This window comes from Sabulicella glaciei, from assembly GCF_026183895.1.
Taxonomy (GTDB): domain Bacteria; phylum Pseudomonadota; class Alphaproteobacteria; order Acetobacterales; family Acetobacteraceae; genus Roseococcus; species Roseococcus glaciei.
In genome coordinates this window covers 37860-58393 of sequence record NZ_JAPFQI010000005.1, presented here as the reverse complement: position 1 = coordinate 58393, position 20534 = coordinate 37860, and the positions used below count along the sequence as shown (strand labels likewise).

At 70.9% G+C, this 20534-nt stretch carries 23 protein-coding genes; 4 read left to right on the top strand and 19 right to left on the bottom strand.

Annotated elements, in window-relative coordinates; translation table 11 throughout:
* Positions 1-45: 45 nt before the first annotated feature.
* The 8 genes from OF850_RS09190 to OF850_RS09155 form a co-directional block, all read right to left on the bottom strand.
* Complete coding sequence (locus OF850_RS09190; protein WP_301589748.1) at positions 46-1071, bottom strand: amino acid ABC transporter substrate-binding protein; 1026 nt, start codon at positions 1069-1071, stop codon at positions 46-48.
* Positions 1072-1170: 99 nt separating this feature from the next.
* The gene (locus tag OF850_RS09185; protein ID WP_301589747.1) at positions 1171-2193 is read right to left on the bottom strand and encodes an amino acid ABC transporter substrate-binding protein; all 1023 of its coding nucleotides are present in this window, start codon (positions 2191-2193) and stop codon (positions 1171-1173) included.
* 107 nt (positions 2194-2300) lie between these two features.
* Positions 2301-3251, bottom strand: a complete 951-nt coding sequence (locus tag OF850_RS09180) for an acetamidase/formamidase family protein (protein WP_301589746.1) — start codon at positions 3249-3251, stop codon at positions 2301-2303.
* A 203-nt stretch (positions 3252-3454) separates the two neighbouring features.
* Positions 3455-4438: a magnesium transporter CorA family protein gene (locus OF850_RS09175; RefSeq protein WP_301589745.1), complete on the bottom strand. Its 984-nt coding sequence runs from the start codon at positions 4436-4438 to the stop codon at positions 3455-3457.
* A 120-nt stretch (positions 4439-4558) separates the two neighbouring features.
* Positions 4559-5257 (bottom strand): acireductone synthase, encoded by a 699-nt coding sequence (gene mtnC, locus OF850_RS09170; protein WP_301589744.1) that lies wholly within the window; start codon positions 5255-5257, stop codon positions 4559-4561.
* A 37-nt stretch (positions 5258-5294) separates the two neighbouring features.
* Positions 5295-5834 (bottom strand): 1,2-dihydroxy-3-keto-5-methylthiopentene dioxygenase, encoded by a 540-nt coding sequence (locus OF850_RS09165; protein WP_301589743.1) that lies wholly within the window; start codon positions 5832-5834, stop codon positions 5295-5297.
* Entirely contained in the window at positions 5831-6448 is a 618-nt protein-coding gene (locus OF850_RS09160; RefSeq protein ID WP_301589742.1) for a methylthioribulose 1-phosphate dehydratase, read from the bottom strand. The genes OF850_RS09165 and OF850_RS09160 overlap by 4 nt, the downstream gene beginning before the upstream one ends.
* A gap of 7 nt (positions 6449-6455) precedes the next feature.
* Positions 6456-6752, bottom strand: coding sequence for a twin-arginine translocase TatA/TatE family subunit (locus OF850_RS09155; protein WP_301589741.1), 297 nt, complete (start codon positions 6750-6752; stop codon positions 6456-6458).
* 305 nt (positions 6753-7057) lie between these two features.
* Here OF850_RS09155 and OF850_RS09150 point away from each other — a divergent pair, with 305 nt between their 5' ends.
* Entirely contained in the window at positions 7058-8077 is a 1020-nt protein-coding gene (locus OF850_RS09150) for a TerC family protein (protein WP_301589740.1), read from the top strand.
* 48 nt (positions 8078-8125) lie between these two features.
* Here the strand turns inward: OF850_RS09150 and OF850_RS09145 are convergent, their stop codons facing one another.
* The 7 genes from OF850_RS09145 to OF850_RS09115 all read right to left on the bottom strand — a co-directional run bounded on the left by OF850_RS09145 (position 8126) and on the right by OF850_RS09115 (position 14915).
* On the bottom strand, positions 8126-8944 hold the full coding sequence (locus OF850_RS09145) for a hypothetical protein (protein ID WP_301589739.1): 819 nt from the start codon (positions 8942-8944) through the stop codon (positions 8126-8128).
* 45 nt (positions 8945-8989) lie between these two features.
* Positions 8990-9547, bottom strand: coding sequence for a DUF3035 domain-containing protein (locus OF850_RS09140; RefSeq protein WP_301589738.1), 558 nt, complete (start codon positions 9545-9547; stop codon positions 8990-8992).
* Complete coding sequence (lspA, locus tag OF850_RS09135; RefSeq protein ID WP_301589737.1) at positions 9544-10044, bottom strand: signal peptidase II; 501 nt, start codon at positions 10042-10044, stop codon at positions 9544-9546. The genes OF850_RS09140 and lspA overlap by 4 nt, the downstream gene beginning before the upstream one ends.
* On the bottom strand, positions 10041-12824 hold the full coding sequence (gene ileS, locus OF850_RS09130; protein WP_301589736.1) for an isoleucine--tRNA ligase: 2784 nt from the start codon (positions 12822-12824) through the stop codon (positions 10041-10043). The genes lspA and ileS overlap by 4 nt, the downstream gene beginning before the upstream one ends.
* Before the next feature lie 176 nt (positions 12825-13000).
* Positions 13001-13921, bottom strand: coding sequence for a bifunctional riboflavin kinase/FAD synthetase (locus OF850_RS09125; RefSeq protein ID WP_301589735.1), 921 nt, complete (start codon positions 13919-13921; stop codon positions 13001-13003).
* Positions 13918-14499 (bottom strand): LOG family protein, encoded by a 582-nt coding sequence (locus tag OF850_RS09120; protein ID WP_301589734.1) that lies wholly within the window; start codon positions 14497-14499, stop codon positions 13918-13920. The genes OF850_RS09125 and OF850_RS09120 overlap by 4 nt, the downstream gene beginning before the upstream one ends.
* The gene (locus tag OF850_RS09115) at positions 14496-14915 is read right to left on the bottom strand and encodes a MaoC family dehydratase (protein ID WP_301589733.1); all 420 of its coding nucleotides are present in this window, start codon (positions 14913-14915) and stop codon (positions 14496-14498) included. Before OF850_RS09115 ends, OF850_RS09120 begins: the two co-directional genes overlap by 4 nt.
* Positions 14916-15029: 114 nt before the next feature.
* Between OF850_RS09115 and OF850_RS09110 the strand changes: the two genes are divergently transcribed.
* Together OF850_RS09110 and OF850_RS09105 are read left to right on the top strand one after the other, a co-directional pair.
* Positions 15030-16274, top strand: a complete 1245-nt coding sequence (locus tag OF850_RS09110; protein ID WP_301589732.1) for a c-type cytochrome — start codon at positions 15030-15032, stop codon at positions 16272-16274.
* A 59-nt stretch (positions 16275-16333) separates the two neighbouring features.
* Positions 16334-16534, top strand: coding sequence for a hypothetical protein (locus OF850_RS09105; protein ID WP_301589731.1), 201 nt, complete (start codon positions 16334-16336; stop codon positions 16532-16534).
* Between the two features lie 101 nt (positions 16535-16635).
* Here the strand turns inward: OF850_RS09105 and OF850_RS09100 are convergent, their stop codons facing one another.
* The 3 genes from OF850_RS09100 to OF850_RS09090 all read right to left on the bottom strand — a co-directional run bounded on the left by OF850_RS09100 (position 16636) and on the right by OF850_RS09090 (position 19269).
* Positions 16636-17127 carry a GcrA family cell cycle regulator gene (locus OF850_RS09100; protein ID WP_301589729.1) on the bottom strand — a complete coding sequence of 164 codons (492 nt, stop codon included), beginning with the start codon at positions 17125-17127 and terminating at the stop codon, positions 16636-16638.
* Between the two features lie 227 nt (positions 17128-17354).
* Positions 17355-18218: a TIGR01459 family HAD-type hydrolase gene (locus OF850_RS09095; protein WP_301589728.1), complete on the bottom strand. Its 864-nt coding sequence runs from the start codon at positions 18216-18218 to the stop codon at positions 17355-17357.
* A 4-nt stretch (positions 18219-18222) separates the two neighbouring features.
* Positions 18223-19269: a quinone-dependent dihydroorotate dehydrogenase gene (locus OF850_RS09090; RefSeq protein ID WP_301589726.1), complete on the bottom strand. Its 1047-nt coding sequence runs from the start codon at positions 19267-19269 to the stop codon at positions 18223-18225.
* 67 nt (positions 19270-19336) lie between these two features.
* On the opposite strand from OF850_RS09090, the gene OF850_RS09085 reads away from it, so the two are divergent.
* On the top strand, positions 19337-20203 hold the full coding sequence (locus OF850_RS09085) for a DMT family transporter (RefSeq protein WP_301589725.1): 867 nt from the start codon (positions 19337-19339) through the stop codon (positions 20201-20203).
* Here OF850_RS09085 and OF850_RS09080 read toward each other — a convergent pair.
* Positions 20176-20532 (bottom strand): DUF952 domain-containing protein, encoded by a 357-nt coding sequence (locus tag OF850_RS09080; protein WP_301589724.1) that lies wholly within the window; start codon positions 20530-20532, stop codon positions 20176-20178. The two genes, OF850_RS09085 and OF850_RS09080, sit on opposite strands and share 28 nt — an antisense overlap.
* Positions 20533-20534: the final 2 nt, after the last annotated feature.

Here is a 20534-nt window from a genome sequence, read left to right as displayed (position 1 = left end):
TGGTTCAGCCTTGGTTCAGGAGGCTTGTGGGCCAGGGAAGCTTCGTCAGCGCAGGGGCAGAGCGTACATCAGCCCGCCCTGGGTCCATAGATTGTTCGGCCCTCTCGGCAATCCAATGGGCGTGTTCTCGCCGAAATGGCGATTGTACAGCTCGCCGTAATTGCCGATCGCCCGGATCACGTTGGCCGCCCAGAGCGGGTCTATCTTGAGCGACTGGCCAAGCTCGGGCGTGACGCCCAAAAGGCGGCGGGTGTTGGGGTTCGCGCTGGTGCGCCGCATCTCCTCCACATTGTCACGGGTCACCCCCTGCTCCTCCGCCTCAATGATGGCGTAGGTGTACCAGCGCACCAGCTCGAACCAGTCCTCGTCGCCCCGGCGCACATAGGCGGCGTAGGGCTCCTTGGAGAAGCGCTCGGGCAGGACCTGCCACTGGGCGGGGTTGGGCATAGTGGAGCGCACGGCGGCGAGCTGCGAGGCGTCGGAGCCGAAGGCGTCGCAGCGCCCGGTCTGCAGGGCCGCCGCCGCCTGGTCCGTCCGCTCGAACACCACCGGCTGGAAGGGCACGTTGATCGAGCGGAAATAGTCCGCCGTCACCTGCTCATTGGTGGTGCCCTGGAGGACGCAGATCGTGGCGCCTGCCATGTCGCGCACGCGCTGCACGTTCATGTCGGCCCGCACCAGGAAGCCGTGCCCATCATAGAAATAGGCGGCGACGTGGCGCAGCCCCAGCGTGGTGTCGCGCAGCATGGTCTGGGTGGAGGTGCGGAACAGCACGTCCACCTCGCCCGAGCCCAGCGCCGTGAAGCGGGTGGAGGAGGAAAGCGGCACGAAGCGCACCTTGGAGGCGTCGTTGAAGATCGCCACGGCCAAGCCCCGGCACAAATCCACGTCCATGCCCTGCCACGCGCCACGGCTGTCGGGCAGGGCGAAGCCCGCCACCCCGGTGTGGATGCCGCAGACGAGCTGCCCGCGGGCCCGCACCGCGTCCAGCGTCGGCCCCGCCTGCGCCGCCGACGCGGCGCCCATGACGCAAGCCACCGCCAGCGCGGCGCGCTTCACCCGTCCCCACATGCCTTGCCTGCCCCAACCTTGTTGTTTGTGGGGCGATGCTGTTGCGCGCCCCGCTCCGCGTCAACAAAAAGCGTGACACGGGGGGGCGGATCGTCGCCCTCAGCGGAAGGGAGGCGCGTAGAGCAGCCCGCCGCGGGTCCACAGGTCGTTCTGGGCGCGCGGCATGGCGATGGGCGTGCTCTCGCCGAAGTGGCGGTTGTACAGCTCCCCGTAATTGCCGATGGCGCGCACCGCGTTGAAGGCCCAGGCGGGGTCGAGGCGCAGCGCCTGGCCCAGCTCCGGCGTCCCGCCCAGCAGGCGCCGGACATTGGCGTCCTGGGTGGTGCGGCGGGTTTCCTCCGCGTTCCCGGCGGTGATGCCGCGCTCCTCCGCCTCGATCAGCGCCGAGACGTACCAGCGCACGATGTCGAACCAGTTGTCGTCGCCGCGCCGCACCACGGGCGCGTAGGGCTCCTTGGAGAAGCGCTCGCCCAGGATCACCCAGTCCGCCGGGCGGGGCAGGGCGGCACGCGCCGAGGCGAGGCCGGAGGCGTCCATCGCGTAGCTGTCGCAGCGGCCGGCGCCGAGGCCCTGCACCACCTGCTCCTGCTCCGCGAAGAGCAGGATGTTCACCTGCGCGTTGAGCGAGCGGAAATACTCGCTCGTGATCTGCTCGTTGGTGGTGCCCTGCAGCGTGCAGATCGTGGCGCCTGCCAGGTCGCGCACCCGGTTCGCGCCGCTGTCGCGCCGCACCAGGAAGCCATGGCCGTCGTAGAAGTAGTAGGTGGTGAAGCGCAGCCCCAGCTGGGTGTCGCGCAGCAGCGTGTGGGTGGAGGTGAGCATCAGCACGTCCACCTCGCCCGCGCCCAGCGCGGTGAAGCGCGTGGCGAAGGAAAGCGGCACGAAGCGCACCCGGTCCGGATTGCCCAGCACCGCGGCGGCGAGGCCCCGGCACAGATCGGCCACCATGCCCTGGTAGCGCCCTTGCGCGTCCAGCGTGGTGAAGCCAGGCGCGGAGGTGTTGACCCCGCAAGCCAGCGACCCGCGGGCGCGGATCGCGTCCAGCGTGGCCTGCGCCTGCGCCGCCGGCGCGGCGAAGAGCCCCGCGGCCAGCGCGGCAGCGGCCAGGATACTGCGAATCATGGAAGTCCCCCTCTCCCTCGTTACGAGGAAGTGAAGGGCCGCGGCCCGAGACGGGTCAAGCCTTCACGGCGTTCACGATTCGCCCATCTCCCGGCCGGGCGGGCGCCTCAGAACAGGAGGCCCTTCCGCAGCATCCCGTGCACCCCCTTCTCGCCGTTCACTGTCTGGGTGACGTGGAAGTCCACCGCCAGGGAGCAGAGCAGGTAGGCATCGGCGGGCGACATGTTGGCGCGGGCGGCGATGAACGCGATCATCTCCCGCAGCGCCCGCTTCATCGCCTCGTCCAGGTCCTCGTGCATGCCCATGGAGATGAAGTGGGTCGGCGTCTCGGCGCGCGGATAGGCGAGCTTCGCCCCCTTTTCCAGGGTCAGTCGGAAATGCCCGGTCAGGCACATCTCCAGCGCGTTGATGCACACCTCGCCATCGCCCTGCACGCCGTGCCCGTCCCCGGCGCTGAACATCGCCCCCGGCACGTGGACGGGCAGGTAGAGCGTCGCGCCCTCGCCGATCTCCTTGTTGTCGAGGTTGCCGCCATGGGCGCGCGGCTCCTTGGTGGAGATGGCGCCCCATTCGGCCGGCGGCGCCACGCCCATCACGCCGAAGAAGGGCGCGAGGGGCAGCGTGATGCCGCCGCCCACCGGCACGGTGGCGGTGCGCGCCTCGCGGTCCACCGGGATGTGGAGGAGGTGGCGGTAGGGGAAGTCCTCGGGGATGGTGCCGCCCAGCGGGCGGAAGCCGCAGAAGCCCCAGTCGGCGCCCAGCTCGATCTTCTCGATCTCCACCCGCAGCGCGTCGCCCGGCTCGGCGCCCCGCACCGCCACCGGCCCGGTGAGGATGTGCGGACCCGGACGCGGCGGGTTGGCCGCGTGGATGGCGGCCAGGGCCGGCGGCACGCGCAGCGGCGAACCGGCGGGCGGCATCACCTCCGGCGCGCCGGAGACGCATTCCAGGACGACGAGGTCGCCGCTCTCCACCTCGAGCACCGGCTTGTGGGCGGCGTCGAAGCTGCCCCAGCGAATGGTTTCGGGCGAGGCGGGGATGCGATGGGTCTGGGGCAAGGAACGCTCTCCTGCGATTCCGGAGGAGGAATGACGCAGCGGAGCCGGCCGTCAAGCCGCAGCGGCGGTCATGCGGGCACCGGGACGCCCGCCCCCCGGAAAGTTCCGGTCGGCGCCGCGGCTTTGCCGCGGCAACGGAGAAGGTCCATCAGAATAAGGCGCCCGACGGGGTCCCCGCGGCGCCGCGCAGCGGTGTCGTGGGGCTACAACCACCCCTTCCGCTTGAAGTACCAGACCGGCAGCACGGCGGTCGCCACCATCAGCAGCAGCGCCAGGGGATAGCCGAGCGTCCATTCCAGCTCCGGCATGTGCTGGAAGTTCATGCCGTAGATGCTGGCGATCAGCGTGGGCGGCATCAGCGCGACGCTCACCACGGTGAAGGTCTTGATGATCGCCGTCTGCTCCACGTTGGTCATGCCGAGCAGCGCGTCGAGCAGGAAGGTGGCGCGGTTGCTCAGGAAGTTCGCGTGCTCCGTCAGCGAGCGGAGGTCGCGCACCAGGGTCTTGATGGTGCCCTGGTTCTCCTTGCGGATGGCGAGGGATTTCTCGGCGGTCAGGAAGGTGAGGATGCGTGACAGGCCGAGCAGCGTTTCCGAGGCGCGCGACGTCACCTCCCCCACCTGGCCCAGCGTGATCAGCGCGTCCTTCAGGTCGCGGTCGCGCTTGTCGGCGGCGGGGGAGCCGCGCGCGTTGCGGAAGGTTGCTTGGCTCGCGCGGTCCATGTCAGCGCCGATCCGCTCCAGGATGTCGGCGAGCCGGTCCACAATCTGCTCGATCAGGTGCAGCATCGCCGCGTCCGGGCTGGTTAGCAGGGTGGGCCCCTTCTGACAGCGCGCCGCGAAGACCGAAAAGGCGCGCGGCGTGGCGTAGCGCACGGTGACGAGGTTCTGTCCGGTCAGCACGAAGGAAATGGGGGTGGATCCGAATTCGCCCGTGTCGGCGCCGAACAGAAAGGACGCCGTGGTGACCAGCGCGTCGCCCTCGCGGTAGAGGCGCGAGGAGCTTTCGATCTCCTGCATCTCCTCCCGCGTCGGGATCTCCAGGTTCAGCGCGTCCTGCACCGCGCGCTCCTCCTCCAGCGTGGGCTGGAGCAGGTCGATCCACACCGCGCGGCGCAAGGCCTGCGTGTCCTGCACGCCGTCGCGCAGGGAGAGCACCCCGTTCTCGACGGTGTAGGTCGTCAGCATGGGGGCGCCTCTCCGGTCGCGGCCTTCCGGGCGGCGTCGCGTCCACGCGGCACGGCCCAGCCTCTGGTTTGGGGGAGCATCGTCTCGCGTCCGGATGAGGCCATCCGGACGCGATCCGCTTTAGCCCTTCGCGGCTGCGAAAGGAACCTCGTCGAAATCGCGCGCGACCGGGTGGCGGTTGGAGCGCTCCGTCCCGTCCTCCGCCCGCACGATCTGGCAGGTGAGCAGCCCGGCGCCGCGCGCCGCGTCCAGCTCCTCCGCCACGTCGGACAGGAACAGGATGCGCCCCGGCTCCGCGCCCCAGGCTTCGGCGATGCGGGCATAGGAGGCGTTCTCGCGCTTGCCGCCCATGCGGGTGTCGAAGAAGCGCTCGAACAGCCCTTCCAGGTCGCCCGCCTCCGAGTGGCGGAACAGGAGGCGCTGCGCCTCCTCGCTGCCCGAGGAATACACGGCGAGACGGGCGCCGCCGGCGTGCCAGGCGCGCAGCGCCGGGGCCACGTCGGGCCAGAGATGGCCGCGCAGCGCGCCATCCGCATAGCCCTGGCGCCAGATCAGCCCCTGCAATGCCTTCAGCGGCGTTTCCTTGGCGTCGTGCGCCATCCAGCCGCGCAGCGTATCGAGCTTGTCGCCGAGCCGTTTCCCGCCGGGCACGTCGCGGAGGATCGCCGCCACCTCCGGCTCCGCCCCATGGTCGCGCAGGAAGGAGGCCATCGCCTCCGCCGCATAGGGGAACAGGGTGCGGTGGACGAAGGCGATGGCGGTGGTCGTGCCCTCGATATCCGTCAGGACATGCGGCATGGCGCCCTCGGGCCGGGTCATGCCCCCGGCCCCGTGCGGCGATCGGACGCAGCCGGCATCAGCCGACCTGGACCGGGAACCGCTCCGCCATGTCGCTGCCCGTGTAGTGCGGGGTCCAGCCGCTGGTGTCGGTGAAGACGCGCAGCACGGTGAAGTCCGGCCTGTCGCCGCTGTCGAACCAGTGGGTGACGTTGGCGGGGACGGAGATCAGGTCGCCCGTCGTGCAATGCGCGTCATAGACCTTGCCGCCGACATGCAGCACGAAATTGCCCGCGCCCTCGTGGAAGAAGCGCACCTCGTCCTCGGTGTGGGTGTGCTCCTTCAGGAACTTGTCGCGCAGCGCGTCCTTCATCGGGTGCTCGGGCGTCAGCTGGATCACGTCCGCCGTGCCCGCGCTGGTTTCGGCCAGGAAGGCGTCGAGGCGCGGCTTGTAGGCCTCCAGCACCTGCTCGGCCGGGGCGCCCTTGGGCAGGTCGGCCACCGGCCAGCGCTCGAAGCGCACGCCGATGTCGGACAGGGTGCGCGCGATCTCGTCGGCGTCCTCGGTGCGGAGGATCTCCTCCTGGGTCGAGGCGTCCCACACGGTCAGTCGGCTCATGGGCGAAGTCTCCGAAGCTCCAGCTCGCAGGCGAGCATGAATTCCAGCGCCTCCAGCCGCAGCAAGGCGCCCGGCATGTCGGCGCCCCATACATAGACCCCGTGGCCCCGGATCAAATAGCCTGGAATCGCGGCGGCCCCTGCGCCCCAGGCATGCTCGACCCGCGCCTGGAGGCGCGCGATGTCCTGGTCGTTGTCCAGGACCGGCAGGCGCACCGCCGCCTCGTGCGTCGGAAGGCCGGGAAAGGCCTTCAGCAGCTCGTACCCGGCCAGGGTGAGGCCGTCGCCCGCGAGGCGCGACAAGGTGGTGGCCGGGACGGAATGCCCGTGCAGCACCGCCCGCACCTCAGGAAAGCGGCGAAACACGCCGCAATGCAGCCCCGTCTCGGCGGAGGGGCGCAGCGCCGCATCCTCCGGCCTTCCGTCGAGGTCCACCGCCATCACCCCGTCTTCCGGGATGAAGCCCTTGTGGAAGCCCGACCGCGTGATGGCCACGCGCCCATCGGCCAGGCGGAGAGAGATGTTGCCGGCGGTGGCCGGAACCCAGCCGCGCGCATCCATGCGGCGGCCGGCGGCGCGGATGGCCTCGACCGCCGCGCCGGGAAGCGGCGTCACGCGGGAATCAGGCCGCGGGGCGGCCGGTGGTGCCCGCGGTCGTGCCCGCCGTGGTCGTGGTCGTCGCGCCCGGGGCCGGGCTGGCCGTCGTGGTGGCGGCAGGGCCGGTGATGGTGCCTGAGGCCGGCGGCGCGTTCTCCGCGGTCATGGAGGCGTCGGCCGTGTCGTCTTCCTTGATGTTCTGCTTGAACGACTTGATGCCCTTGGCGAGGTCCCCCATCAGCCCGCTGATCTTGCCGCTGCCGAACAGCAGCAGGACGACCAGCAGGACGACCAACCAATGCCAGATGCTGAAGGAACCCATGTGTGAGCCTCGATCCCGAAAAAGCGTTCTTGCCGGACCCTAATCCGGCGGCGCGCCGCGCGCAAACGGCGGCCCCGCGCCAGCGCTGATGTGGGAGGCAGGGCCCCGCCCCGCAACCATAATCTCCCCGGGGCCGGCGATTCACATTTCCTCTTGATTGCCGAACATCCATTCGGCTAGGACGCTCCCCGATCCGGGCCCCTCTGGCGCCGGGCGGCCGCCAATGGCCGCTCCCGCGATGTCGGATCTTTCTGCCACTGCGCGGCAGAGAGATTCCGAAGCCGCGCGCGCACAGGGGATACGCAATGGAATTCCTGTTCTTGGAATGGGTGGGCAAGCCGGTCTGGATGTGGGCCGGCTTCCTTTCGGTGGTCGCGGCGCTGCTCGCCTTCGACCTCGGCGTGCTGAACCGCGACAATCGCGAGATGGGCATCGGCGAAAGCCTCTGGCTTTCCGCCTTCTATATTGGCTTCGCCATGGCCTTCGGCGCCGCCATCTGGTGGGCCTATGAAAGCGGGGTCATCACCACCTCGGACGGCACGCACGCAGGCATCACCTTCTTCACGGGATTCTTCATCGAGAAGGCGCTCTCGGTCGACAACGTCTTCGTCATCAGCCTGATCTTCGGCTACTTCGCCATCCCGCGCCGCTTCCAGTACCGCGCCCTGGTCTGGGGCATCATCGCGGTGATCGTGCTGCGCGGCATCATGATCGGCGCTGGCGCCGCCCTGGTGCAGGAGCATGGCTGGGTGCTGTTCGTCTTCGGTGCCTTCCTGATCGTCACCGGCATCAAGATGCTGGTGGTGCCCGAATCCGACCCGGACGTGTCCAAGAACCCGGTGGTGCGCTTCATGAAGCGCCACATGCGCGTCTCCGACCAGCTGCACGACCAGAAGTTCTTCGTCCGCGTGGCCGACGGCAAGACGGGCAAGCTGGTGCTGGCCGCCACGCCGCTCTTTCTGGCGCTGGTCGTGATCAACATCGCCGATCTGGTCTTCGCGGTGGATTCGGTGCCGGCCATCTTCGCCATCACCACCGACACCTTCATCGTCTACACCGCCAACATCATGGCGATCCTGGGCCTGCGCGCCCTCTACTTCGCGCTCGCTGCCATGGTGCACCGCTTCGAGTACCTGAAATACGCCCTCGCCATGGTGCTGGTCTTCATCGGCGGGAAGATCTTCTGGAACGGGATCGTCGGCAAGTTGGACCCGGCCATCTCGCTCGGCGTCACCCTGGCGCTGATCGCGGGCGGCGTCGTCTTCTCGCTTTGGAAGACGCGCGGCCAGGCGCACGAAGCCCCGGCTGCCGGCACGGGCGGCTGAGCCGGGGCGGATCGGGGGCGGTCCCGCGCGGGGCCGCCCCCTTTGCCGTCAAAGCCCGGAAAGCCTTTGCGCCACCACCTCGCGCCGCGACCGGATGATCTGCCACAGCACGTTGCCGTCCCCCTTCTCCCAGGCGATGGCCTGGCCTTCCGCCTCGATCGGCAGGGTATGGACGCGTTGCAGCACCGAGCCCATGGCGGGCAGGCGCAGCGCATAGGCCTCCTTGTGGTCATGGCCGGTGCACCACAGGAACCCACCCGGCCCCCAGGACGCGCCCGAGATGCTCATCGGTTCCGCCCGCCGCAGGATGTCGGGCGGAAAGGTCCAGCCGCCGGTCTGGCGCAGCGTGGCGTCGTGCCGCGTCAGGTGCGTCCACCAGGTGTTGCCGTAGGGGCGCTGGTTCGGGCCGAAGACGCGCGAGTAGTTGGCCCAGACCGCCCACCAGACGCCGTCATGCCATTCCCAGGTGGTGATGCTGCCAGGCATGATGCCGAAGGAATGGCTGCCCACATGCCGCAGGGTTCCCGCGTCGAAGATCTCGACGGAGGAAAGCATGGGCTCGCTCGGATAGTTGGAATGGGCGGCATAGATCCGCCCCTCGTGCAGCGACAGGCTGTTCATGTGGATGATCGGCCCTTCGCGCGGCGATTCGAACCGCGCGAATTCCGCGCCCGAGGCGCGGTCGAAGCCGATGATCAGCCGGTCATCCACCACCCAGGCGCGGGTGGCGTCGGCGCAGACTCCCTGCCGGGCGGCGGGGGTGTTGAAGCGGTGGATGGTTTCGAAGCGCGGTCCAGGATTCTGGGCGCGGGCCGCCCCGGCCAGGACGAGGGCCGGGGTGGCGAGCAGGGCTCGGCGTGTGGGCATGTGGTTTCCTTCCTCCGTCGGAAGGATGCCCGTGCGGCGCGACGCTTAGAAGAGGTTCCAGTTGAACAGGCCGCGGCGACGCTGCGGCTGGATCACGGGCGTCTCGCCCTCCACCGCGTCGCGGCCCAGCGCCGCGTTCTCGCGCAGGCGTTGGGCCTCGCGCGACGGGTCCACGGGAACGCCGGGCGGTTCCTGCTCGCGCCAGAACATCAGCCGGTCCACGAGGTTCCGGTCGGTCCGCTCCAGCCGCAGGCTTTCCTCGTCCACGCGGCTGCGGATGTCGCCCGTGACCGGCCCGCCGGCGGAGCCGAGCAGCGCCACCTCGCCGCTGCCCGGGGTGGCGCGGCTGGCGGAGCCGCCCAGTCCAGCGCCCGGCACCAGGGCCGACTGCGCCTGCAGCGCCGCCGGGACTTCCTGCGGGCGGGCGGCGCCGGGGCGCGGCCGCGGCAGGTCGCCCAGCGTGGGCGGCATGGAAAGCGGCGCGCGCGTGGTCACCTGGAACTCGTCCGGCGCGTCGCGCGTCAGGCCGAGGGTGCGGGAGGTTTCCCCTCCGCAGGCGGCGAGCAGCGCGAGCGGGAGGACCAGGACGAGGCCGTGCTTCATGGCGCTTCTTTGCGCCTCCCCTCGGGCCGAATCAAGGCGTCGGCCACCAGCACGGCCACGCCGCACACGATGCCGGCATCGGCGATGTTGAAGACGTACCAATGCCATCCCCAGGCGTGGGCATCCACGAAATCCACCACGGCGCCGAAGCGGAACCGGTCGATCACGTTGCCGACCGCCCCGCCGATCACCGCGCCCAGCGCCAGGGCGGCCCATCTGTTCTCGGCCTTCCACAGCCAGCGCAGCAGGAACACCGACACCGCCATGGCCAGCAGGGCGAGGATGACGTGGTTCCACGCCCCCTCGCCGGAGAACATCCCGAAGGTGACGCCCCGGTTCCAGACCATGGTGAGGTCCAGCCCGAAGGGACCCGCCTCCAGCAGCGGCACGGAGCGCCGCCCGGGCAGGTCGAGCACCTCCAGCACCCACCACTTGGAAAGCTGGTCCAGCACGAGCAGGACCAGGGCGAAGAGCAGCCCGGCGGCGCGCAGGCTCATGGCTGCACCACCGCCTCGCAGCGCAGGCACAGACCATGCGCATCGGACACTTCTGGCAGGACGCGCCAGCAGCGCTCGCACTTGGCGCCGGGGGCGGGGGCGAAGCGCGCGGACGGCGTCTCGCCCGTCTCCAGCCGGAAGCCGGAGGTGATGCTGACCTCGGCCCAGCCTTCCTCGTCCAGCAGGGCGCGGTCCGCCTCGGGCAGCGCGAGCGCCGGCGCGGCCTGGAGCGAGGAGCCGACCTGGCCGGAGGCGCGCGCCGCCTCGATCACCCCCGTGACCTCGCGCCGAAGCTCGCGGATGCGGGCCCACTTCGCCGCCAGCGCCTCGTCGCGCCACTCCGCCGGAAGATCGGGGAAAAGCTGCAGGTGGATGCTTTCCGCCTCCTCGCCGAAGCGGGCGCGCCAGGCTTCCTCGGCGGTGAAGACCAGCACCGGGGCCAGCCAGGCGCAAAGACAGCGATGCAGGTGGTCCAGCACGGTCCGCACCGCGCGGCGGCGCAGGCTGTCGGCGCCGTCGCAGTAGAGGGCGTCCTTGCGGATGTCGAACCAGAAGGCCGACAGGTCGGTGGCGCAGAAGCCGTGAAGCTCCGGCACTACGCCGGACCAGTCATGGCTCGCCACCGCGCCGCGCACCCGCGCATCCAGCTCGGAAAGGCGGTGCAGCACCCAGCGCTCCAGTTCCGGCATCTCGGCCACCGGCACGCGCTCCGCCTCCGTGAATCCAGCGAGGCCGCCCAGGATCCAGCGCAGCGAGTTGCGCAGGCGGCGATACAGCTCCGCCTGCTGCTCCAGGATGGTCTTGCCGATGCGCAGGTCCTCGGCCGTGTCCGAGTTCATCACCCAGAGCCGCAGGATGTCCGCGCCGTACTTGGAGATCACCTCCTGCGGCGCGGTGACGTTGCCCAGCGACTTCGACATCTTGCGCCCGCCCTCGTCCAGCACGAAGCCGTGCGTCAGGACGGACTTGAACGGCGCGACGCCGCGCGTCCCCACCGCTTCCAGCAGGGAGGACTGGAACCAGCCGCGATGCTGGTCCGAGCCTTCGAGGTAGAGATCCGCCGGCCAGGGCATGCCGCGTGCCTCCAGCACGAAGGCGTGGGTCGAGCCGGACTCGAACCACACATCCACGATGTCCATCACCTGCTCGTAGTCGTCCGGGTTCCGCTCGTTGCCGAGGAAGCGGGCGGCGGCGTCCGGATGGTACCAGGCATCGGCGCCTTCGCTGCGGAACGCCTCCACGATGCGGCGCATCACCGCCTCGTCGCGCAGCACCTCGCCGGTGCGCTTCTCGACGAAGACGGCGATGGGCACGCCCCAGGCGCGCTGGCGGCTGATGCACCAGTCGGGGCGGGTCGCGACCATGCCGACGATGCGGTTGCGACCAACCTCGGGGATAAAGCGCGTCGCCGCGATCGCGTCCAGCGCCTTGGCGCGGATGGCGTTGCCGTCCTCCATCGCGATGAACCATTGCGGCGTGGCGCGGAAGATCACCGGCTTCTTGGAGCGCCAGCTATGCGGGTAGGAGTGGGAAAGCTTCCCCTTCGCCAGCAGCGTGCCCGCCGCCTCGCACAGCGCCCACACGCGGTCGTGCGCCTTGAAGACATGCAGCCCGGCGACGCCGGTCATCTTCTCCGCGTAGGTGCCGTCGTCGTTGAGACTCTCGATGGCGGAAATGCCGTGCGCGCGGCACAGGTTGAAGTCGTCCTCGCCATGATCGGGCGCCAGGTGGACGATGCCCGTGCCGGCCTCGTCCGTGACGAAGTCGCCGGCCAGCACGGGGCGCGGCGTTTCATAAAGATCGCTGTCGGGGAACTGCCCGGCGAAGGGGTGGCGGCAGGACAGCCCCACCAGCTCCTCGCCCTTCAGCAGCCGCACCACGTCATGTGCGCCGAGGCCGGTGGCGGCGGCGAAGTCGGGCAGCAGCTTGAATGACACGACGATCCGCTCGCCGGCCTGGAACAGGCCGTCGCTGCCGTTCACGTGCACCAGCGCGTAGTCCAGCTCCGGGTTGACCGCGAGCGCGCGGTTGGCCGGGATGGTCCAGGGCGTCGTGGTCCAGGCGACGAGGCTGGCGCCTCCCAGCGCACCCTCGGCCACGCGGAACCGCGCCCACAGCATGGGCGAGACATGATCCGCGTATTCGATCTCCGCCTCTGCCAGGGCGGTCTTCTCGACCGGGCTCCACATCACCGGACGCAGCCCGCGATACAAAGAGCCATTGAGCAGGAAGCGCCCGATCTCCCCCGCGATCACCGCTTCGGAGGGGAAGTCCATCGTGGCGTAGCGCTGCGCGAAATCCCCCGCGACGCCCAGGCGCTTGAACTCTTCCGTCTGGAAGTCCAGCCATTTCTGGGCATAGGCGCGGCACTCGGCGCGGAACTCCAGCACCGGCACCTCGTCCTTGTTCTTCTTCTTGGCGCGGTACTCCTCCTCGACCTTCCACTCGATCGGCAGGCCGTGGCAGTCCCAGCCGGGGATGTAGTCGGCGTCGAAGCCGGCCATCTGCGCCGCGCGGTTGAGGACGTCCTTCAGGATCTTGTTCAGCGCGTGGCCGATGTGGAGCGGCCCGTTCGCATAGGGCGGGCCGTCATGCAGCACGAAGGGCGGGCGGCTCTTGCCGGCCTCGCGCAGCTTCGCCCACTGACCTTCCGTTTCCCACCGGGCCAGCCATTGCGGCTCGCGCTTCGGCAGATCGCCGCGCATGGGAAAGGAGGTCTGCGGCAGGAAGACCGTGCCGCGATAGTCGCGGGCGGGCTTGGTGTCGGGAGAGTCGTTCATGGGTGGGTCCGGTCCGCGCGGCACGGCGCGGCGAAAGGCGTTGGTGTCAGCGGCGGCTCCCGGCCCTCAAACGAGGACCGGGCCTGGAATTCGCTGATCCGGGCGCGCGTGCATGGGGCAGATATGCTGGCGCGGCAGCCCGAAGGTCAAGCGCCGCCGCCTCGGCAAGGGAGGGGTCAGGCCTTCAACCAGGCCCGCGCCTCGGCCGCATCCGCCGCGATCTGGGTGCGCAGCGTGTCGAAATCCGGGAAGCGCCGCTCCTCCCGCATGAAGTGCAGCAGCTCGACGCTCGCCTCCTGCCCGTAGAGGTCGCCCGCGAAGTCGAAGAGATGCGCCTCCAGCCGCGACACCGGGTCGCCGCCGGCGGTGGGGCGGCGGCCGATATTCGCCACCCCCGGCACTACGCGCCCATCGGCGAGGCGCGCCCGCACCGCATAGACGCCGCGCGCCGGCTCCAGGTGCCGGCCCAGGAAGATGTTGGCGGTGGGAAAGCCGATGGTGCGCCCGCGCTTGTCGCCATGCGCCACCTCCCCGACCACGGCGAAGGGCCGGCCCAGCAGCTCGGCCGCCCGTTCCGGATACCCGTCCTGCAGGAGGCGCCGGATGCGGGTGGAGGAGATGGGCCCCTCCGCATCTGCGATATGCGGCACCACGGACAGCCCGATGCCGCGCCGTTCCGCCGCCTCGGCCAGAAAGGCGACGTCGCCGCCGCGCCGGTGGCCGAAGGCGAAATCGGCGCCGCAGGCCAAGTGCCGCGCGCCCAGGCCGCGATGCAGCACCTCCTCCACGAATCCCTCCGCCCCCATGGCGGCCAGCGCCTCGCCGAAGGGCAGGGCGTGGACGTGGCGCGCGCCGATGGCCGCCAGCGCCGCCGCCTTGGCCGGCAGCAGCGTCAGGCGGAAGGGCGGGTCGTCGGGGCGGAAATGCTCGCGCGGATGCGGCTCGAAGGTCAGCGCCGCCAGGGCGAGGTCGGGCCGCGCCTGATGCGCCGCGGCCAGCACGGCGGCGTGGCCGCGATGCACCCCGTCCAGGTTGCCGAGCGCCACGGTGCCGCCGCGCGCGGCCTCGGGCAGGGAGCGCCAGTCGCCGTGGATCATGCCTCGGTGCGGACCATCCATCGGGTCAGCTCCGGCGGGCGCCAGTCGGCCAGCGCGTCCAGGGCCTTTTCCGGAGAATGGGCGCGCAGGGCGAGGCCCACGTACTCGGCGCGCAGGAACGCGCCTTCCGCCATGCGTTCGATCAGCGCGAAATACGGGTCCCAGTAGCCATCCTCGTCCAGGAAGACCAAGCCCTTGCCGTGAATGCCCAGCTGCGCCCAGGACTGGATCTCCACCGCCTCCTCCAGCGTGCCGATGCCGCCGGGCAGCACCACGAACCCGTCGGACAGCTCGCTCATCTCCTGCTTGCGCACGTGCATGGAGGGGACGACGCGCAACTCGGTGCAGCCGCCATGGCCCAGTTCGCGATCCATCAGCGCGTCGGGGATGACGCCGATCACCTCCGCGCCGCCCTCCAGCGCCGCATCGGCCACGATCCCCATCAGCCCGACCTTGCCGCCGCCATAGACGAGGCCCAGCCCGCGCGCCGCGATCGCGCGCCCCAGGGCACGGGCCAGCTCCGCATGGCGGGGGTCACGTCCCGGCGCCGCGCCGCAAAAGACGCAGACGCGCCTCATTCCTTCGATTGAACCATCACGGTGGCCTCACCTTCCAACACGGTTTTGCCCGCTACGGTGCAAACGGTGGCGAGCGTCGCCCGTTTCCGCGCGGGGTCGAGTGCCGTCACCTCGGCGGTCGCGGTCACCGTGTCGCCGATCCGCACGGGGGCGCGGAACTTCAGCGTCTGCGCCAGGTAGATCGTGCCCGGACCGGGCAGGCGCGTCCCCAGCACGGTGGAGATCAAGGAGGCGGACAGCATCCCGTGCGCGATGCGCTCGCCGAAGGCCGTGGCCTTGGCGGCCTCCGCATCGATATGGACCGGGTTGGTGTCGCCCGACACGGCGGCGAAGAGCAGGATGTCCGCCTCGGTGATCGTCTTGCTGAACCGCGCCTTCTGCCCGACCGACAGATCCTCGAACCGCATCCCGTCCATGCCGCGCTCCTCGCTTTGGGAAAGGGAACGATTATCCCACGCGGCGGCCGGAGGGGAAACAGGCCCGAGCTGGGGCGCTTGCGCGGCGCGACGTGGCGCGGAAAATCTCCGGTCATGCGACGCCTCCTCCTGCTGCTGCTCCTCACCGCCTCGCCTGCCGCCGGGCAGGATCTCGCCGGGCATGGCGGGCCGGTGCGGGCGCTAGCGCCGCACGGGGCGCTGCTGGCCTCCGGCGGCTTCGACCAGGCCGTGATCCTGTGGGACCCCGCCGCCGGCCGCGCCCGCCGCGTCCTGCGCTGGCATCAGGGCGCGGTCCATGCCGTGCTGTCCCTGCCCGACGGACGCCTTGCCACGACTGGCGAGGATGCGCGCATCGCCCTGTGGGGCCCGGAAGGCCAGGAGCCGGAACGCGTGCTGCAAGGCCATTCCGAGCCGGTCGCGGCCCTGGCCGCCGAAGGCAGGCACCTCGCCTCCGCCGCCTGGGACGGCACGGTGCGGCTGTGGGACCTCGACACCGGAACGGCGCGGGTGCTGGAGGGACATGCGGGCAACGTGGACGCCGTGGCCTTCGCGGGCGGCGTCCTGCACAGCACCGGGCAGGACGGCACGCTGCGAAGCTGGGAGGCGGATGGCGCCTCCCGCATTCTCGCCGAGTTCGGCCTGCCGCGCACCGCCCTGCTGGCCCTGCCCGACGGGACCCTCGCCGTGGCGGGGGTGGACGGCACGGTGACGCTGGTTTCCCCCGATGGGGCGCAGCGCGAGCTTCGGGCCGGGCCGCGCCCGGTCATCGCCCTGGCCGCCGCGCCGGATGGGCGCACCCTCGCCATCGGCACGATCGGCGGCGCGGTGGAACTGCTGGACCTTCCTTCCGGCCGGGTGCGGGGCACGCTGGAAGGGCCGGGGCTGCCGGTCTGGTCACTGGCCTTCGCGCCGGATGGCGCGACGCTGTGGAGCGGCGGGCAGGATCGCCGCGTGCGGCGCTGGGACGCCGCGACCGCCCGCCCCCTCGGCCCGCTGGCGCCGCAAGCAGAGGAAGTGGCCCATGCCGGGCTGGACCCGCTGGGCGCCGAGGTGTGGCGCGCCTGCCAGGCCTGCCACACGCTGCGGCCGGATCCCGCCCCCATGGCCGGGCCGCATCTGCACGGGCTGTTCGGACGGCGCATGGGCAGCGTGGCGGGCTATGCCTATTCCGAGCGCCTGGCGCGCGGCGACATCGTCTGGAACGCCGAGACGGTGACGGATCTCTTCACCCGCGGCCCGGACGTGGTGACGCCCGGCACGCGCATGCCGGTGCAACGCGTGTCCAGCCCCGAGGAGATGCAGGCGCTGATCCGCTTCCTGGAAGCGGCGACGCGCTAGCCTCCCGCGCGTTGCGTCCCGACAGGGCGCACGGCGCCCGTCAGGCAAGGAGCAAGATCATGGCCAGCATCTCGAGCATCGTCGAAACCGTCGCCAAGCCGGTTTTCCTGGCGGCGAGCGTCGCCAGCCATGTCGCGCGGCGCGCGCTGGGGCGTGGCGGCGAGGCGGAAGGCGATGCGGCGGCGCCGCAGGCGCCGCGCCGCTCGCGCGGGTGGCGCAAGCACATGCGCAAGGTGAAGGCGCAGCAGCGCCGGAGCTGAGTCCGGCTCCCGCGGCCTCGCCGCGGGACCATGGTGCCATCGCCCGGGAAAGGCCGCCGGATGAGGCCCCCGCGGAACCTGCGAAGCAGGTTTCGTGGGGATTACGCTGCGTCCTCGCGGCGGTCCTTCACGCGGACATAGGCGAGAGCCGCGTGCTCGGGGCAGTAGGGCTTCGGGCTCATCGCCTCGGCGGTGCAGAAGCGGAAACCCTCGGTGCCCGGCTCGCCGATGGGCCAGCAGCAGGTCTTCACGCCGCCGCGCGGGAAGGGGCGCAGCACCGGTGCCGCCAGGGACGGGGCAGGGGCAGCCGGTGCCTCGCGCCGTGGGGCGGGCGCCGCCTCGGCCACGGGCGAGGCCGCGGCGGGCAGGGCGACGCGCAGCGGCGGGAGGGTCGGCTTGCGTCCGGCGGAAGGTGGGCGCGGCGCCTGGAGGTCACGGCGGATCGGGCTGGGCCGGGCAGGAAGCTGAAGGCGGTGCGCCTTTCCCACGACGGCATTCTTGGACACGCCCATGCGGCGGCCGATCTCGGCGGTGGAATGTCCCTCGGCCCAAAGGGCACGCAGGCGGTCAATGGCCTCGCGAGTCCAATCCATGGGAGTTTCCCCTCCTCCTGCTACCAGATGGTGTAGGGGAAACGCCGAATCAGCCACAAGGGCTGGATTCACGATGCAAATCATTTTCCTGTGGAAAAGGCTGCGGAAATTGGTGCCGAAACAGGCATCCAGCCTTTCGAACCGGCTTACGCGCGCATGCCATTTTGGCATGCTGTTCTTGGGCATGTTTCGACGCCGGGAAGCGATGCTTGCCGGCGTCGAAATCCTCACCAGTTCAGCCGCCGCAGCGCGCCCAGCGGATGCGCGCCTTCCTCCTCCGCCACCCGCGCCAGCAGCGCCGGCGAGGGGTTGGAACCATGGGCATCTTCCGTCAGCCCGGTCAGCGCCCAGAACGCATCGAGTCCTGCCGCCTGCGCGCCGCGCAGGTCGGTGTGCGGCGTGTCGCCCACGCAAAGGATGCGGCGGCGATCGGCGACGCCCAGCATCTCCAGCACCGGGCCATAGACGGCCGGATCCGGCTTGCCGACCTCGCAGATCGAGCCGCCCCACTCGGCATACACGTCGGCCAGCGCCCCGGCGCAAAGGATGCGCTCGCCGGCCACCATCACCGCGCGGTCCGGGTTGACGCAGACCATGGGCAGGCCGGCGGCGAAGCAGGCCCGCAGATCCTCGCGATAGGGCTCCACGGAACGGGGGCCGCGCTCAGGGTCCGGCCCGGTGTTCAGCAGCAGGTCGGCCTCCTCCGGCGAGGAGACGATCTCCGCCGCGCCATCCTCCACCACCGACAGGTCGCGCTCCGGGCCGATGTGGAAGGCGCGGCGGCCGCGCAGTGCCGCGAAGAAGGGATGCGTCCTGTCCTTCAGCCAGCGCCACGTCACCTCGCCGGAGGAGATGATGCCGTCATACAGGTCGCGCTCCAGCCCCATGCCGTCCAGCATGTTCGCGATGAACCAGGAGCGGCGCGGCGCATTGGTGAGGAAGACCACGCGCTTGCCGCGCCGCCGCATCTCCCGCAGGCATTCGGGCACGCCGGCATAGGGCTTGCGCCCGTCATGCACGACGCCCCACAAATCGAGCACGAAGCCGTCATACCGGTCCGCGACCGGTTCCAGGCTTTCCCAGATCTTCATCGGATTACGCCTCCACGCCAACCGCGTCCTGCAGCCGCGCCACGCCATCCCGCCGCAGCAGGGCGAGAAGGTCCCGCTTTAGCCGCCCCGGCAGGGCCGGTCCCGCGAAGGCGAAGCCGGTGTAAAGCTGCACCAGCGTCGCGCCGGCCTTGATCTTCGCATAGGCCTGCTCGGCCGAGGCCACGCCGCCCGCGCCCACCAGGACGAGGCGCCCGCCCGCCAGCCGATGCGCGCGGCGCAGCATCTCCGTGCTGCGCTCGAAGAGAGGCTGGCCGCTCAGCCCGCCCGCCTCGCCGCGATGCCCGGAGCGCAGCGTCTCGGGCCGGGAAATGGTGGTGTTGCTGATGATCAGCCCCGCCACCCCATGCTCCACCGCTGCCTCGACCAGCGCCGGCAGCGCTTCCTCCGCAAGGTCGGGCGCCAGCTTCACCAGCACGGGCTTGCCCAGGCCGCGCGGCGCGACGGCGCGCAGGATGGCGCGCAGCCGCTCCTCGCCCTGGAGGTCGCGCAGACCCGGCGTGTTGGGGGAGGAGATGTTGATCGTCACGTAGTCGGCCAGCGGCGCGACGGCGCGGCACAGCGCGGGGTAGTCGCGCTCCGGGTCGGCGCCTTCCTTGTTCACGCCGACATTGGCGCCGACGATGCCGGGCAGCGGGCGCCGGAGGTCGCGCAGCCGCGCCAGAAAGGAATCCAGCCCGGCATTGTTGAAGCCCATGCGGTTGATGACCGCGTGATCCTCCTCCAGCCGGAACAGGCGCGGGCGCGGATTGCCCGCCTGCGGGCGCGGCGTCACCGTTCCCGCCTCCACGAAGCCGAAGCCCAGGCGCAGCAGCGGAACGATCGCCGCCGCGTCCTTGTCGAAGCCGGCGGCGAGGCCGATCGGGTTCGCGAAGCGCAGCCCCATCGCCTCCACCGTCAGTTCCGGCGCGTCGGGCGTCCGATCCTGCCCGGCCAGCCCCGCGCGCAGCGCCGCGATGGCCCAGCCATGCGCCGTCTCGGCATCGAAGCGGCGCACGAGCGGCAGGAGGGCGGAGGCCAGGGCGGGCGTCATGCCGCGTCTCCTATCCCGGTTCCCTGGAGGTTGACAGGGGGCGCCACCCCGCCCGAAATCCGCTGCCATGAAGGGTCCGGTGCTGCTGATGCTCGGCATCGGCCTGTTCGGCGTGCTGGACGCGAACAGCAAGTTCCTGTCGGGGGATTTCAGCGCCGCCCAGGCGCTGACCTTCCGCCACGCGACGCTGCTGCTGCTGCTTTTCCTCCTCCGCGCCGCCTGGCCGGGCACCGGGGGCGATTTCCGCACCGGGCATCCGCGCCTGCATGCACTGCGCGCCGTGGCGATGCTCTGCTCGGGGCTGATGTTCTTTCTGGCGTTCCGCCACCTGCCGCTGGCCGATGGCTACCTGGTCTTCTTCACCGCCCCCTTCATGACCCTGGTGCTGGCGCGGCTCGCCCTGCGCGAATCGGTGCCGCGCGCCGCCTGGATCTGGTCGGGCGTGGGGTTCGCGGGCGTGTTGCTGGCGCTGATGCCGTCGCTGTCCGGGGGCGGCAGCGCCTTCGGCTTCCTGTGCGCCGCGCTCGGCACCGTGACCTACGCGGTGAACATCACGGTGAATCGCAGCCTGAAGGCGGAAAGCGGCATCGCGCGGCTGGTGCTGTTTCCCTCCACACTCGGGCTCCTCGCCACCGCGCCCTTTGCGGGGCTGCACTGGGTGACGCCCGACGTGCCGCAAGCCCTGGCGCTGATGGCGAACGGGATCCTGGCCGGCACCGCCACGGTGCTGCTGGCGCTGGCCTTCCGCCACGCCACCCCGGCGCGGCTCGCGCCCTTCGAGTTCATCGCCCTGCCCTGGAGCGTCACGCTGGACTGGCTGGTCTTCGGCAACGCCCCGGCCGGGCCCACCATTGCGGGTGGGGTAGTGGTCGCGCTCGCCTGCCTGATGAGCGAGCGCGCCGTCATTCAGGGGACGTCGTCCGGGAAGCGGTGAGCCCCATCCGGGCCGAGCGGCACGGCGACGGCGCGCGTCACCGCCGAAACCGGCAGCGCCGCGTAGAGATGCGGAAAAAGCCCGGGGCGCGAGGAACCGCTCGCGGCCTCCCAGCGCAGCGCGTCGCCCAGCGCCGCCGTGTTCGCCTCCAGCATCCACAAGTCGAGGACGCAGCGCCGGTGCTTCGCCGCGGTCGCCCGCAACTGCGCGGCGGTGGAGAAATGCAGGAACCCGTCCCGCTTGTCATCGGCGCTGCCCCGGTATTCGCCGAGGGCCCGCGCCGCCTCCCAGTCCGACGCGCGGACCAGCGTGTAGATGAAGCGCTCCATGG